Below are 16,345 nucleotides of genomic sequence, written 5' to 3'. Positions count from 1 at the left end.
TTAATTTTTTTATTGTTATAAGATATTTCATAAACCATGATTATGGTAAATGATTCTACAGAAGCATAGTCGTTTTGGCTGTAGAATAAGAATGAACAGGGTGTTCTATCTGATTTTCGTTATTTAGAGTATAAGTGCAGTAATGGCATTATCATAATCTGAATTATTTCCTGCAAGACAGTGATATCGTTCAGTTGTTACCACGTAGTATTTTGCTATTGTAAACCAATTTTCTTAGAAATTGGTCTCATAGTAATGTACTTTTCTAATGCAACAGGTAATGCTCTAAAATTGAATTAAGCAAAAGGAGGAGGCCGAGTAAAAAATGCAGAATTGGCCAAGCCCCCTTTAAGAAAAAAAGAAATTGTATATAGGGAATTTGTGTTTAGTGAAAATACAGTCTGATAATAAGCTGTATAGCTTAGAATTGCAATTTTTAAAAGCATGTTGGTAAGGGTTGCTACTCTAAATTGTCTTTTAGACGATTTAAAACTATTTTCAGAATGATGGGAAGTCAGTTGAGCATTCACTTCAGGCAGCTTTATGTTTTGCTCAGTCTTTACTTTTTTCAGAATCTTATCAGCAACTGCTCGTTTTGTAATTTTCGTTGATACCTTTTGCTGTATATGCTCTTTATCTTCAGCATCAATTGGTTGAACATACAGAGAAATAGTTTCCATTCCATAAACAACAGTACCTTCATTTATATGAATTACTGGTACAGTTGGCGGCTCTTTCTCTTCCTGACTAATCAGTTCGGGATCTGTAGTATTTACTAAGGGGGAATTTTCAGAAGCGAAAACATTTGCGTAAAACAACAACAGTAATAATGAAATAAGAGATCCTAATTTACACATGATACAACGAGGTATCATGTTTTCCAAAATAAGGAATTTGTTTTTGATCATTATCAATGGTTTTTGTTTTTTTTTACTAAAAAAGATTGAGGATAAATCTTTTATATAGACTGGGGCAATATTACACTGACATTATTTATGAACAAAAAGAATGCTATCCGCATTTCTGTAATTTTGATAAAATTTATTATTTTACAATTTAAAATATATGAATATCAGGCAATTAGACTCAGTTAGTGAAATCACAAAATAGTGAGAAACTTACTGGTGTCTCTTAAATTAAGGGTGTAAATAATGCCAATCTATATCTTATTAAAATGAAAAGGCAATATAAAATTGTTGGTAAAATTTAAAATAGCTAAACCCATCGAATAAGGATGGGTTTAGCTATTTTAAATTTACAGCGGATATGCAAATAAATATTCCAAAGAAAAATGGTCTGCAAACTGTAAAAAATTAAGAAGGGGTTTAAGTATAAAAAACTGTTTTACTTTGATAAATTATCAATCAAATAATTCTAATCATTATTTTAATATCTATTCTATTTTTATAATTGAAAGAGGCAAAAACTAAATAGCAACTTTTTCATTCAGTTTTTGAATAAAATAAGCAGGCGTCACCTCATTTATTTTCTTAAAAGCTACAAAAAAAGCCTGTGGTGAGGCATAGCCGCAGATTTCTGCCAGATGACTGATTTTGTAATCACGATATTTCGGCTCATTATACAGCTTATGAACAATATAGTTGATCTTCAAATAATTGATATAACTGCTAAAGTTATGAGATTTCTTATTCTTTATAATTTCAGAAAGGTATTTAGAATTTGTATTCAGCTGGCTGGAGAGCAGACCAATTGTAAGATCTTTTCTAAGGAATTCTTCAGAATTTTCAAAAATCTCCAACTGATTGATAATTCTTTCTTCCGTTTCATTTGAAATCTCACCTCTTTTTGTAACATTAGTTTGTTTTTTTTGTGCAGTCGGCTCTTTTTTTAATTTTTCTATTATATGTTCATACTTTTTGAGAAGAGCTTTATTTCTTCTTTTCCATACTATTAGGGTACATCCTCCAGCAATGAGAGCTAAAACACCGGTCATTATCCATTGTTTCTTTGAGTTTTCTTTATGTTCACTATCTGTTTCAGCTACCAATTTTTTCATCGTAATATTTGCATTTGTCTTATCCGCAAGTGAAAGACTATCTTTAAGAAAGGTATATTGCTCCATATAGAATTTTGATTTCTCTTTCTCATTCACTTCTCTATAGCAATCGGCAAGAAATTCAAAGGATTCTACTCTGTGATATGGCTCTCTGAAGCGTTTTTCAAGCTCTAATGCCTGCTTTGCGTACTCTATCGATTTTTCATACTCTTTTTTCTCCATATACAACCAGCTTACCTGATTCAGCATCATCATCTTATTAACGATAGGCATATTGTATTTTTTGTCCTGATAAATTTTCAATCCGTCCATAAGGTATTTTTCAGCCAGTTCCAGACTTTCTTTGATATAATTGCTCTCATTCAGATAGAACATCCCCAAACGCATTTCTATAAAGGCAATCTGATCGTATTTCAAATCTTTCCTTACTCTCTTACTGTCATCATTGATCTGCTTTGCTAATTCAAGACTTTTTTTATAAGTATATAACAATGAGTCTCTTATGTTTTTATCCTCAAATTGCTTGAGATTGTAATGTAACCCCATGTTCAGATAACACGTCGACAACTGGTATACCCTTGTATTTCTGTCTTTGATGTCCTTTGCATAACTGAGTGCTTTTTTTAAATCTTTTAAGCATGCTTCATTCAGACCCAAATAACCTAACGCAAGTGCATTCATTCGATAGATATCTGCTATATAACCGTGGGTATCTTTTTTACCTTTCGCTACTTTTTTTAGCTGTTCCCCCAATGCAAGTCCCTCTTGATGTCTGTTACTTTCACCATATAATATCATTAAATAATCACCACTGATCAGAATGCCTAAATCATACCCCAGTTTTTCAGATTCCGCTTTTAATTGAAGTAGGCTGGCTTCCTTTTGTTTTTGGTCAATATTAGGTTTTGTCAAATCTCTTAGTTTATTCGAAATGATGGTCTCTTCTGGAGAAGTCTGAGCAATGGCTATATAATAGAAAAGGATAAAAAAGAAATAAAATGTTTTTCTCATGGGAAGTATGGTTAGTTTTTAGAGCAGGTATAATTAGTTTATATTAGGTATCGATACAGATTGAAGTAGACGGGTACAATTTGGAAAGCAATTACCATTGGATCACCGATGCCCTTTCATAAAGAGCTAATGATATATAATGTAAGGTCCTCCTTATTCCGGAACACTATGAAATCGGTTTTTCAAAATAGTTTGGACTATTATCTGTCCAAATTTAAAATATTTTTCTTTAATACAATTGCTTTCTATCACATCTATTCCAATAAATATTATAATTTAATTTGGTAAATAATAAATATACAACCAAAAGCTCGCTATAGAAATCCTTGGAGCATTTGTAAGCAGTAACAAAACTTACAGCAGTTCGCAGATTACTCGAGAACTCGGTAAAAAGAATATCAAAATATCCAGGGTGAGGTTGCCAGACTGATGAAAAAAGGCAAACTTGAGAAGTATTGTCAAAATAAAATTTAAGGTGACCACAGATTCCATCCATAAATTTTCAGTACCGGAAAATGTATTGAACCGTGATTTTTAACCGGGAACATTTGATGCAGCATTGCGTATCGGATGGACTTTAAGTGAGACCATGAATGTGGCGCACACAGTGTTTTCTTCTATTCTGACCTTGGAGTGCAGTATGTCTGTCATGAGTTCAGATCTATGCTGAAAAAAAAACATTCATCACAAGAAGGATGAGTAGAAGAGGGAATTGCTGGATAATGTAGTTGCTGAGAGTTTCTTCAAAACACTGAAGGCTGAATGTGTAAATCAGCACAAATTCGCTCACAGGGATCAGGATTCATTAGTTGTCTTTGAATAAATCGAGACCTGGCCAGTCTTCAATTGGGCTTATTTGTCTTTCATTACATATAATTAATACAGTAGATTTCATATAAAATACTATCACCAAAAATTGCCTGTCTGCAACATCTTCATTAATATTGTGTTAATATGTTAACAATACAATTTTTGAAAGTTTTCGGTTTTCCTAAGGCTTATAGAATGTTATTTCTTCTGTTTTTCCTTGTTTTTTTTTCTTGTAAAGAATCGCGGAAAACTTCAGACAAAATTACTATCGGATTTTCGCAGGGCTTGGGAAATCATCCCTGGAGATTGGCAATGAATCATTCTATGGAGATACAGGCATCACTTCATTCCGAAGTAGAGCTCAATATCCATAAAGCAGAAAGTTCTGTTAATAAGCAGGTTCAGGATATACAAAAAATGATTGATAATAAGGTGGATGTGATTATCATCTCACCCATTGATTCCGAATCCCTGGTTCCTGTGGTAGAAAAAGCGGCTGCCAAAAATATTCCCGTTATTTTGCTCGACAGGAAGATCAATTCAGAAAAATATACGACCTATATCGGCGCCGATAACTTGGAAATTGGCAAAGAAGCGGCCAATTACATTCTTTCAGATTCCAAAATTGATAAAAGAATAATCGAAATAAAAGGCGATGACCAATCTTCCCCAACCATAGAAAGAAGTCTCGGCTTTCAGGAAATCATCAGAAACAATCCCAACACAAATCTGATAAAAACGTTTAGAGGTCTCCCCGCAGAACCTTTCAGGAAAACGCTGGATTCCTTGGGAAATCAAAGTCTGTATGTTTTTGCCTTTAATGATGAGCTTGCTGCCAATGCATGGCAGGTTGCACGAAATAAAGGTTTAGAAAATCAAATCAAATTTATAGGCGTTGACGGACTGAATACAAAAGACGGCGGAATCCAGATGGTTCTGGACGGAAAACTGAACGCCACTTTATTGTATCCAACTGGCGGAGCAGAAGCCATCGAGACTGCGATTAAAATTTATAACGGTGTTGCTGTTCCCAAACGCATTAAACTCAGTACAACGATCATCGACAGAATGAATGCGGAAATTATGCGCAATCAATTTGATAAAATCATCGAACAGCAAGGTGTTATAGAAAATCAGGTACAGGCGGTTAAAAAACAGATCGAACTTTATTCTTCACAAAAAGAATTGTTCCGATGGTCTGTCATATTGTTGATATTGATGTTTTGCCTGGTTGCTTATTCTATATACCTTATTTATGCGATCAAGATAAAAAATAAACAGCTTATACTTACCAATGAGAGAATTACTATTCAAAGAAACCAGATTGAAACCATTGCCAATGAGTTGAAAGACAGCAATGAAGCAAGGGTTAATTTTTTTACGGGATTGTCTCACGAATTTAAAACACCCATTACGCTTATTCTCAGTTCATTGGAATCTATGATGGATTCCGGCAAAACCAAAGGTGTAAAACCATCCTATGAGTTGGAGCTGATCAATAAAAACTCCAACAGATTATTGCGATTGGTGGATAATCTGCTGGATTTTAGAAAAATAGAAAATCAAACTTTTAATCTGAGAGTTTCCAAGACGAATATTTACGATTTTACCTACGCAATTTTTCGTGATTTTGAAAATGAAGCTAAAAAAAGAAATATCAAATTCGAAATTCATTCACATAATAAAAACCTTGAGCTCTACATCGACAGAAACCTGATGGACAAAGTCTATTTCAACCTGTTGTCCAACGCTTTCAAATTTACGCCTGATAATGGAAAGATTGAAATCACGATTCAGGAAAAAGGAAATCAGGCGGTCATCAGCTTCAAAGATAACGGGATCGGAATCCCCGAAAAAGAAATCAGCAATGTCTTTGAAGCTTATTTCAAAGGCTCAAACAACCGAAAAAACAGTTCAGGAATCGGGTTGCATCTTAGCAAACAGTTCATTGAGCTTCATCTTGGGAAAATAGAAGTGAGTTCTTTTCAGGGAACGGAGTTTATCATCAGTCTTTATAAAGGAAACAAGCATTTCAACGAAGACCAAATGGTGAAAGAACCTAGTCTCGCAGATGCCGAAAGTCTTGTAACAGAAGTTGTTTTTACGGAAGACGAGACGATTACCCAAAATCAGGAATCTCAGGGCGAACGTTACTCGCTTCTTTTGGTGGAGGATAATTCGGATTTGTCGTTCTTTTTAAGCAAAAAGCTTCAGAATGAGTTTGAGGTGATGGCTTCTGACGGTACGGATGCGATTGATAAGGCTTTGAGTGAAATTCCGGATATTATCGTTTGTGACGTCAATCTTCCGGACAAAAATGGTTTTGAGATTTGTGAAATCCTAAAAAACGACCTTCGTACATCCCACATTCCGGTTATTCTTCTGACAGCTTTGGACAATAAAGAATCGTACCTGCAGGGACTGAAATCCGGTGTTGACCTTTATCTCACAAAACCTTTCAGTTACCCGATTCTGATCCAGTCATTGCGTGCACTGCTTTACAACCGTGAAAAACTACGTTATTACTATACAAACAATATCAGCAGGATTGTGGACAGCAAGTCGTTTGGAAGCATAGAGCAAACCTTTGTGAACAATCTGAATCACTTGATCAAAACCAATATCGACAATGCCGATTTTTCAGTAGAAAATCTTGCAGACCTGCTCAATATTTCCAGAATTCAGCTTTACAGAAAGATAAAAGCGATGTTTGATGTGAACGTGAGCGATTATATCAACAATTTCCGCCTCGAACAGGCCAAATCGATGCTGCAAAATCCCGAACTGACGATTTCAGAGATTGCATATAAAACAGGTTTTTCTTCCCCGAATTATTTCTCCACTGTTTTTAAAAATAAGTTTGGCATATCCCCGAATGCCTTTCGAAAATCTGCAGAGAAGGAATGATAAAAATACAAAATCAACTGATTATATATTTAAATACAATAGCATTGTGACAGACTCTGAAGCTTTAATTAATATTTAAAATCAATTTTCACATCTAATATTTTGCAATATTCAGCAGCAGCAGATCAAACTGCTGCTTTTTTTATTATACTTTCTCAACAATGCATCTTCATTCGGAAAAATAAACGGCTTTTCATAGAAATTGTAATTCTTAAAAGTTCTTGACCCAAAAGCGATACACCTTGACCCTTTTTTCGGTTAAAATCTTCATTACATTAATTGTTTTTAAACCTTAAAAACACTAAAATACACGTAACATTTTTATAAAACAATGTTACATTTTTGAAACCTGATGAAACTTTAATAAAATTATTTTAAATTAAATTATTGGTTTTCAGTTGATTGCAATTAATTAACAAATAATTAACCTTGCTGAAATATTTAGTTACATAATTAAACCCTCGGATTGCCGCCTCGGGATATATTAGCCACAAACAAATAAAAAATTTTAACAGATGAATAAAATTCTTATGTGGTCTATTACGGCTGCTTTGGCAGGATTTCTTTTCGGGTTTGATGTAGTAGTGATTTCCGGCGCAGACAAAAAATTGCAGACACTCTGGGGTAGCTCAGATGCATTTCACGGAGCAGTTGTAATGGGAATGGCATTATGGGGTACGGTGATAGGTGCCATTTTCGGCGGAATCCCGACCAATACATTAGGAAGGAAAAAAACGCTCTTCATCATTGGTGTTCTTTATGCGCTTTCTGCAATAGGAACTGCGCTTTCCAATGATCCTTATCTGTTTGCATTTTTCAGGTTTATGGGTGGTTTGGGTGTTGGTGCTTCTACAATTGCTGCACCCGCTTATATTTCAGAGATTGCGCCTGCAAAAGACCGTGGCAGAATGGTCTCCCTGTATCAGTTTAATATTGTTCTTGGGATTCTGATTGCATTTTTATCAAATTATTTACTAAGCGGTATCGGCGACAACGACTGGCGTTGGATGCTTGGTGTGCAGGCAATTCCCGCAGCTATTTATACATTGTGTGTATTCACCATTCCGGAAAGTCCGAGATGGCTGGTTTCCCATTCCAGAATAGAAGACGCGAAAAAAGTGATGAAAATCCTAAGCCCTGATCAGGATTCTGAAACTTTGATCATGCAGATGGAAGATGACCACGCAGAATCGCCAAAGGAAAATATCTTTATGAAAAAATACCGTTTTCCGCTGATGCTGGCTTTTCTAGTAGCCTTTTTTAATCAGATGTCGGGAATCAACGCATTCCTTTACTACGCACCAAGGATTTTTGGCGAAGCAGGTTTGGGTGAGAAAACAGCACTGCTAAGCAGTATCGGGATTGGTGTTGTGAATATGGTTTTCACTCTGGTTGGGGTCAACCTTATTGATAAAGTAGGGAGAAGAACACTGATGTATTTGGGTTCCGTAGGGTATATCATTTCTTTAGGATTGGTTTCTATGGCGTTTTATTTCCATTGGTCGGGATTGGCGATTCCAATTTTCCTGTTCCTCTTCATTGCTTCTCACGCTATTGGTCAGGGAACGGTGATTTGGGTATTCATTTCAGAAATTTTCCCGAATCATCTTCGCGCATCAGGACAGGCTTTCGGCAGTTCCACACACTGGCTTCTGGCAGCGATCATTCCATCCTTGATTCCTACGTTATTTTCCACTATCGGAGCCGGAACCGTGTTTTTAGTCTTTACCGTTGCAATGGTATTCCAATTATTATTCGTGATGTTTATGATGCCGGAAACAAAAGGTATATCGCTGGAAAAATTAAGCAAAACACTGACGAAATAGATGTACAAATCAATCTAATCATCAGAAAGAACACCTATATAAATTGATTAATGTGTCTTTAAAATAATTCAAAATCTCCTATTAAATAATCATAATGAAGAAAATCATATCAACTTTAATCATCGCTGCAACGTTTTATTCGGGGCTCAATGCACAGTCAGGCTCGAAAACGTCTGAAGAGCAGCTTTACAGACCCAATTATCACTTCACGCCTCAAAAGGGCTGGATGAATGATCCAAACGGTCTGTTTTATCTCAACGGAACTTATCACTTATTTTTCCAGTATACGCCGTTTCAGAGCGTGCCGGATTTTGGTAAGATGCATTGGGGACACGCAATCAGCAAAGATCTTATAAAATGGGAAGAACTGGCTCCTGCAATTGCTTATGATGAAAAAGGTGCCATATTCTCAGGAAGTGCAGTTGTGGACAAGGATAATACATCAGGTTTTGGCGATGGGAAAAATGTTCCCGTGGTAGCAATTTTTACCTATCACGATATGAAGAAAGAGCAAGCCGGAGAAATTGACGCACAGTCTCAGGCGATCGCTTATTCTTTGGATAATGGAAAAACCTGGACCAAATACAGTAATAATCCTGTATTGAAAAATCCCGGAATAAAAGATTTTCGTGATCCGAAAGTTTTCTGGGATGCCAAAAGAAAGCAATGGGTAATGGGATTGGCGGTACAGGACAGGCAGCATTTTTATGCCTCAAAAAACCTGAAAGACTGGACTTTTCTTTCAGAATTTGGTAAAGATTTCGGCGGACACGGCGGCGTTTGGGAATGTCCGGATCTTTTTCCGATAAAAGTAGAAGGAACCAATGAGGAAAAATGGGTTCTTATCGTCAACATCAATCCGGGTGGCCCGAACGGTGGTTCTGCTGCCCAGTATTTTGTAGGTGATTTTGACGGAAAAACCTTCAAAATGGATGATGTTTTTACAAAGCAGCTCGAAAAAGAAAAAGTAGTCTGGCTGGATTGGGGACGCGATAATTATGCGAGCGTTTCTTTTGATAATGTTCCGGATAACAAAAGAGTGATTATCGGATGGATGTCAAACTGGGATTATTCACCGGATGTGCCTACGGAAAAATGGAGAGGAAGTTCTACTATTCCCCGTGAAGTAACTTTAAAACGGGCCAAAGAAGGTTACATTTTGAAAAATAATCCTGTTTCCCAGCTCAAAAATTATGAAGGAAAAACAGTTAAAAAAGAAATTAGCCTTGTTTCTGATAAAAAGCTTATCAGCAAAGGAGAAATAGATCTTTCCAAAGCAGTTATCGATGTTAACCTTAAGAAAATGACCAAAGGAGTTTACACTTTTGCTTTGAAAAATTCATTGGGAGAACGTGTGATTTTTGGAATTGATAATAACAAGAAAGAACTTTTTATTGACCGTACCCAATCCGGGAAAACCGATTTTAAGAACAATTTTGCAGACAGGATTTCAAAAGCGCCATTATCAAAAAGCTACCAAAATGCAACACTCAAAATTGTATTGGATAAAACTTCCATCGAAATTTTCTTCAATGGTGGTGAAAAGGTAATGACCGAAATCTTCTTCCCTAATGAAATCTTCTCGGAACTAAGCTTATCCACAGATACCAAAGGAAGTACGCTCAACATCAATGCTCATCAGATTAATACCAAATAAAAAACTATAGTATGAAGAAATACAAAATAGCCATCGCCTTTTGCCTTCTGCCTTTTTCGCATGTATTTGCGCAGGAAGTCATTAAAGGTAAGGTAGTTTCCTCCAATCAGAAACCGTTGAGCGGGGTTATCGTAACCGTTTCGGAAACAGGAGCCAATACCACCACAGACAATAGCGGTACATTTCAGATCAATGACCTGCAAAAAGGAAACACTTTAATTTTCACGTATCCGGATTATTCCACCCGTGAAGTTGTGGTGGATGAAAAGACGGTTCTTAACATCGTTTTAGCTGCGGAGAAAATAAAAAGCATAGATGAGGTGATCGTAACCGGATATACCAAGCAGAAAAAAGCAGACATTACCGGTGCGGTTTCCGTGGTGGATATGAAAGATCTGAACAAGCAGACCGAACCCAATCCGATCAAATCTTTACAGGGAAGAGTAGCCGGTGTTAATATCACAGCCGACGGATCTCCTTCCGGCAGCAACACAAAAGTGCTGATTCGTGGTGTGGGAACGTTAAATAATACAGATCCACTTTATGTGATTGACGGTGTTCCCACAAAAGCCGGAATGAACGAACTCAACCCAAGCGATATCGAAACGATGCAGGTGCTGAAAGATGCATCTTCAGCAAGTATCTACGGTTCCAGGGCTGCCAATGGTGTTATCATTATCACTACCAAAAAAGGAAAAAAAGGGAAGATGAGAATCGACCTCAATTATTATACAGCGTATTCACAGTATGCTAGAAAAACTGAGGTTCTGAACGCAAAACAATTCGGACAGGTGCTTTGGCAGGCCAACATCAATGACGGACTTAACCCTAATAGCAATAATTTGAGCTATAGTTTTGACTGGGGTGTTCAGAATGGTGTTCCGACCTTATATAACAGCAACGTTCCGGAATACCTGGATGTTGCAAAAACTATTAAATCAGCCGATACCAAATGGTATGATGAGGTTTCGCAGACTGGTGTTGCCAATTCGCTGGATGTTTCTGCTTCTAGCGCTTCGGACAAAGGTTCTTACTTTTTCTCTCTGGGATATTATGACAATGATGGAATCGTGAAACTCACCAATTTCAAAAGACTGTCTGCCCGTGTCAATACCTCTTATAACTTTTTCGACGGAAAACTGAAAATCGGAGAAAATTTCACCTTCAATAAAACCAATGAGCTGATGGATCCGGGCGTTTTGGATCCCGCATTACGTGCTTTGCCCATCATTCCCGTTCATACTGTAGACGGAATCGGGTGGGGCGGTCCGGTTGGCGGAATGAATGACCGGCAAAATCCTGTCAGACTTTTGGAATATAATAAAGACAACAGTTACCAATACCAAAGATTCTTCGGAAATGTTTATGCCGAATTGCAGCCTGTGAAAAATCTGACCTTAAAATCCAGCTTTGGAATCGATCTTTCCAATTATTACAAAAGAATGCTGCAAAGAAGCTATGTTTCGGGTTATCTGCAAAACAAAACCAATGCAGTGAACATCGACCAGTCAGACACGGAGAAATGGACATGGACCAATACCGCACAATATACTGCAAAAGCAGGGAAACATCATTTTGATCTTTTGGGCGGAATGGAAATGTACAAGGATACGTTTAAAAATACCTGGCTGAGAAAAGAAGGATTCCTTATAGAAACACCCGACTATATGTATCCCGATGCAGGAACAGGAGATGCTTTCAACGGCGGAAGCTCCACCTATTACAGCCTGTTGTCCTACTTCGGAAAATTCTCTTATGATTATGACAACCGTTATCTTTTCTCTGCAACAATGCGTTATGACGGCTCTTCAAGATTTGGTAAAAACAACCGTTTCGGAACTTTCCCTGCATTCTCGGCTGGATGGAGAATCAATAAAGAACATTTTGCGGAAAATCTTATTCCGTTTTTCTCAGATTTGCGATTAAGAGCAGGTTGGGGACAGACCGGGAACCAGGAAATAAGCAATTCGGCGGTTTATTCGCTGTATATAGCGAACTATGCAGGAGGAAATCCAACGTGGGCAACATCTTACGGAACGGCTTATGATATTTCCGGTGTCGGAAGCGGATTACTACCATCAGGATTTATTGCAACTCAGACAAAAAATGACGACCTGAGATGGGAAACCACTACACAGACCAATCTTGGTTTAGATTTCGGATTTTTTAATCAAAAACTGACAGGGAGTGTCGATGTGTATAAAAAAGCAACAAAAGACATTCTCGTATTGCCACCTTATCTTGGTGTGATCGGAGAAGGAGGAGATCGATGGATTAATGGTGCATCTATGGAAAATAAAGGGATTGAAGTTGCATTGTCTTATCAGAATGAAACCGCAGGTGGTTTCCGCTACGAAGTTTCAGGGAACATTTCTATGAACCGTAATAAAATTACTGCACTTCCTCAATCCGTTATTAATAATTACGGTGGAAACGGAACAACAGATAATATTCTGGGACGCCCCATTAACTCAATGTACGGTTATGTTGCTGATGGACTTTTCAGGACTCAGGCAGAGGTGGATAATTCTGCAACACAGTCAGGCAAAGGTTTGGGAAGGATTCGCTATTCGGATTTAAATGGTGACGGAATGATTGACGACAAAGACAGAACGTGGATTGGCAATCCGAATCCGGGATTTATGTATGGTATCAATCTCAACTTTTCATATAAAAACTTTGATCTTTCAACATTCTGGCAGGGCATCGGCGATGTGGATGTCATTAATTCAAAAAAATACCAGACTGATTTCTGGAGTGTGGATGATGTAGGTTCCAATAAGGGAACAAGGCTTCTGAATGCGTGGTCTCCGCAGAATCCCAATTCGGATATTCCTGCGCTTACGACAGTGGACAGCAATGCAGAATCCAGATTCTCATCGTATTATGTGGAAAGCGGAAGTTATCTGAAGCTGAGAGTTTTACAATTGGGCTATACGTTCCCGAAATCTTTGATGGAGCAATATCACATTGTTAATTTCAGGATGTATGCAAGTGTTCAGAATCTTTGGACGATAAAATCCAAAAGCTTTACAGGAATAGATCCTGAAACGCCGGCATTCGGCTATCCGTTACCACTTACATTTAATTTTGGAGTTAATTTTTCCCTATAATTTTTAAATAATAAAAAAATGAAAAAGAATATACTTTTAACAATCGCTTTTGCCTTTTTGCTGGGAACCACTTCCTGCAATGATTTTCTGGACAATGAGCCGAGAGGTGTCCTGTCGGAAGCCGATGTGGTAACGCCTCAGAATGTGGATGGTTTTGTGGTTGCGGCCTATGCATCTCTCGGAAACGACCATTATGATACCCCTTTCAGCCTTTGGCCCTATGGAAACGTTCGTTCTGATGATGCATACAAAGGAGGAAGCGGAACCAATGATATCCAGACCTTTCACTTTTTTGAAATTTCAAATAACGTCCGTTCGGATTTTGGTGAATTAGACAGATTATGGTATCTCAATTATGTAGGGATTTCCAGATGTAACAAAGCGATTGCCGCACTTAAGCAGCTTTCAGATTCCGAATATCCGAACAAGCAAAAGAGGATTGCCGAGATGAATTTCGTAAGAGGACATTACTACTTTTTGCTGAAAACGTTATTTAAATATGTGCCTTATGTAGATGAAAATACACCGCTTGATGATTATCCGAAAATCTCAAACAGGGCAAAGACAGACCAGCAGTTATGGGAGGCTATTGCTTCTAATTTTGAATTCGCAGCCGCTAATCTTCCTGCAACACAGTCGGAAGTGGGAAGACCAAAGAAAAGCGCTGCCTATGCCTATCTTGCTAAAGTAAGGCTGTATCAGGCGTATGAGCAGGATGATAACTATACGGTAACGCAGGTAAATCCGCTCACCCTTCAGAAATCTATTGATGCTGCCAATCAGGTAATCGGAAATTACACTTTGGAGCCTGACTTCGGGTATAATTTCCTTCCGGGAACACACGAAAACGGTCCGGAGGCAGTCTTTTCCATTCAATATTCTGACAATGACGGAACGCTTTTCGGAAGGCTTAATTTCGGTGATATGCTTTCTGTACCACAAGGTTTAGGATGTTGCGATTTTCATAAGCCAAGCCAGAATCTGGTGAACGCATTCAAAACGACACCGCAGGGATTACCGATGTTCGATACTTTTAACGATGTAGATCTGAATTACAATCAGCTGAACAGTTACAAGGTAGATCCTAGATTATATCACACTGTTGCCTTGCCCGGACTGCCTTGGAAATATGAAGAGAACAAAATTTTTCAGGAAAGCTGGAGCAGAAGTCCGGGAACTTATGGATATTATTCTTCATTAAAGGAAAATGTACCTGTAGGATGTGGCTGTACCGTGAATGTAGACCCTTTTTACGGAAATTCCAAAAACAGAATCATCATAAGATATTCCGATGTTTTGCTGATGAAAGCCGAAGCCTTAATTGAACTCGGACAAATCAACGAAGCGTTGCCATTAATCAATCAGGTGAGACAGCGAGCTGCCAATAGTACGGTTTTGACTGGAAGCTACACCACCAACAATCTCATCAACCAATATGAACCAGGCGTAAACTGTACCTGGAATCAGGATTTTGCAAGAAAAGCGTTGCGATGGGAGAGAAGAATGGAGTTTGCAATGGAAGGAAGCCGTTTCTTCGACCTTGTGAGATGGGGAACTACCGCAGGAACAATGAATACTTATTATTCCAGCGAAAAAACAAAACGGTCTTACTATTCTCAGGCAGGATTTGACCACGGAATTGAGGAATATTGCCCGATTCCTTTGGCTCAGATTAATTTCAGTCAGGGACTGTACAAACAAAATAACGGATACTAAAACAAGATACGAATGAAAACGATATTCAAAAACAAAATAATGGCTTATATAATGAATTCCAATTCGAGGGATCTTATATTATTAATTAAAAATGGAGTATTTTAGTTCTTCAGAGAGTTCATTCAGTAATATCAATATCAAAAATCCCAATTAATGTTTATCAATAAGAAAATTAATGTAATAAGTTTTGGAGAAGTACTTTTCGATGTTTTTGGACAAGAGAAGAAAATTGGCGGAGCGCCTCTCAATCTGGCTCTCAGAACAGCTTCGTATGGCTTTCCTGTGACAATGATCAGTGCCGTAGGAAATGATGAAGACGGAAAGGTAATTCTGGATTACACCAAAGAAAATGCTCTTGAAACTGCCGGAATCATTGTTTCTCCGGAATATGACACAGGAATTGTTCAGGTCTCTTTAAATGAGCGTGGCTCTGCAACGTATGAGATCAAATTTCCTTCTGCCTGGGATTTTATTAGTGTTGATGAAAAAATAATAGATACCGTAAAAGAAGCTGATGTCTTTTTCTATGGAAGCCTCGCCTGCAGAAATGAGGTTTCCCAAAAGACGCTTTTCTCCCTATTAGATTCCAATGATACAATGTTTAAAGTTTTTGATGTGAATTTAAGAAGACCATTTTACAATATTCAGCTTCTGGAAAAGCTTATGAACAGGGCAGATTTTATTAAATTCAATGACGAGGAAATACTGGAGATTTCTGCCTGGATGGGATTTGAATCTGAAGACCTGGAGTCAAATATCAAGTTTATATCAGAAAAAACAAACACTAAAGCAATCTGTGTAACTTTAGGAAAACACGGTTCTATCCTACTGTGGAATGATCAATTATACAGACACGAAGGTTATCCTGTGAAAGTAGCAGATACAGTAGGAGCAGGAGATTCTTTTTTGGCAAGCCTGATTGCAAAACTGCTTTCAGATCAAAATCCGGATGAAGCCCTTAATTTTGCCAGTGCCGTCGGTGCTTTGGTAGCGAGTTACTCTGGTGCAAATCCTAAAATAGAAAGTTCTGAAATCGATGTGTTTCTGAAACAGAACGCTTATTGATTTAATAATAAATCTCCAATATTCCGATATTCAAAGAAACTCCCGTAACCAAGGGAGTTTTCTTTTAGGCGATAATATACTTTAATGTACGAGCAATTGATGTTTATGAAAGTAGAGTGAAGGTCTTTGTTTGGATTAAACCTTCGCTTGTTTTTCCATAAAAGCGATGCTGGAATTAAATGGATACATTAAAGTATCTTTTCAATAATAACTCCTCTCAGAA

General features: G+C 37.5%; 9 protein-coding genes. 7 read left to right on the top strand and 2 right to left on the bottom strand.

Annotation, left to right across the window (positions count from 1 at the left end; genetic code table 11):
• Positions 1-296: 296 nt before the first annotated feature.
• Together DRF60_RS03635 and DRF60_RS03630 are read right to left on the bottom strand one after the other, a co-directional pair.
• Positions 297-908, bottom strand: coding sequence for a hypothetical protein (locus DRF60_RS03635; protein ID WP_116010761.1), 612 nt, complete (start codon positions 906-908; stop codon positions 297-299).
• Positions 909-1,426: 518 nt separating this feature from the next.
• Positions 1,427-3,028: a helix-turn-helix domain-containing protein gene (locus DRF60_RS03630; protein ID WP_116010760.1), complete on the bottom strand. Its 1,602-nt coding sequence runs from the start codon at positions 3,026-3,028 to the stop codon at positions 1,427-1,429.
• Positions 3,029-3,740: 712 nt separating this feature from the next.
• Between DRF60_RS03630 and DRF60_RS21850 the strand changes: the two genes are divergently transcribed.
• The 7 genes from DRF60_RS21850 to DRF60_RS03595 all read left to right on the top strand — a co-directional run bounded on the left by DRF60_RS21850 (position 3,741) and on the right by DRF60_RS03595 (position 16,122).
• Complete coding sequence (locus tag DRF60_RS21850) at positions 3,741-3,851, top strand: IS3 family transposase (RefSeq protein ID WP_116010759.1); 111 nt, start codon at positions 3,741-3,743, stop codon at positions 3,849-3,851.
• A 131-nt stretch (positions 3,852-3,982) separates the two neighbouring features.
• Complete coding sequence (locus tag DRF60_RS03620; RefSeq protein ID WP_238639997.1) at positions 3,983-6,745, top strand: substrate-binding domain-containing protein; 2,763 nt, start codon at positions 3,983-3,985, stop codon at positions 6,743-6,745.
• A gap of 515 nt (positions 6,746-7,260) precedes the next feature.
• Positions 7,261-8,571: a sugar porter family MFS transporter gene (locus tag DRF60_RS03615; protein WP_116010757.1), complete on the top strand. Its 1,311-nt coding sequence runs from the start codon at positions 7,261-7,263 to the stop codon at positions 8,569-8,571.
• Between the two features lie 94 nt (positions 8,572-8,665).
• Entirely contained in the window at positions 8,666-10,228 is a 1,563-nt protein-coding gene (locus DRF60_RS03610) for a glycoside hydrolase family 32 protein (RefSeq protein WP_116010756.1), read from the top strand.
• An 11-nt stretch (positions 10,229-10,239) separates the two neighbouring features.
• Complete coding sequence (locus tag DRF60_RS03605) at positions 10,240-13,341, top strand: SusC/RagA family TonB-linked outer membrane protein (RefSeq protein ID WP_185144567.1); 3,102 nt, start codon at positions 10,240-10,242, stop codon at positions 13,339-13,341.
• Between the two features lie 18 nt (positions 13,342-13,359).
• Positions 13,360-15,057: a RagB/SusD family nutrient uptake outer membrane protein gene (locus tag DRF60_RS03600; protein ID WP_116010754.1), complete on the top strand. Its 1,698-nt coding sequence runs from the start codon at positions 13,360-13,362 to the stop codon at positions 15,055-15,057.
• Positions 15,058-15,210: 153 nt separating this feature from the next.
• Positions 15,211-16,122 (top strand): carbohydrate kinase family protein, encoded by a 912-nt coding sequence (locus DRF60_RS03595; protein ID WP_116010753.1) that lies wholly within the window; start codon positions 15,211-15,213, stop codon positions 16,120-16,122.
• Positions 16,123-16,345: the final 223 nt, after the last annotated feature.

This window comes from Chryseobacterium elymi (assembly GCF_003385495.1).
Lineage (GTDB): Bacteria > Bacteroidota > Bacteroidia > Flavobacteriales > Weeksellaceae > Chryseobacterium > Chryseobacterium elymi.
This window is presented reverse-complemented; position numbering and strand designations above follow the sequence as displayed.

Coding starts and splice junctions, on each gene's coding strand:
- DRF60_RS03615 (WP_116010757.1), top strand. CDS start 7,261: ATGAATAAAATTCTTATGTGGTCTATTACGGCTGCTTTGGCAGGATTT.
- DRF60_RS03600 (WP_116010754.1), top strand. CDS start 13,360: ATGAAAAAGAATATACTTTTAACAATCGCTTTTGCCTTTTTGCTGGGA.
- DRF60_RS03605 (WP_185144567.1), top strand. CDS start 10,240: ATGAAGAAATACAAAATAGCCATCGCCTTTTGCCTTCTGCCTTTTTCG.
- DRF60_RS03630 (WP_116010760.1), bottom strand. CDS start 3,028: ATGAGAAAAACATTTTATTTCTTTTTTATCCTTTTCTATTATATAGCC.
- DRF60_RS03635 (WP_116010761.1), bottom strand. CDS start 908: ATGATCAAAAACAAATTCCTTATTTTGGAAAACATGATACCTCGTTGT.
- DRF60_RS03620 (WP_238639997.1), top strand. CDS start 3,983: ATGTTAACAATACAATTTTTGAAAGTTTTCGGTTTTCCTAAGGCTTAT.
- DRF60_RS03610 (WP_116010756.1), top strand. CDS start 8,666: ATGAAGAAAATCATATCAACTTTAATCATCGCTGCAACGTTTTATTCG.
- DRF60_RS03595 (WP_116010753.1), top strand. CDS start 15,211: ATGTTTATCAATAAGAAAATTAATGTAATAAGTTTTGGAGAAGTACTT.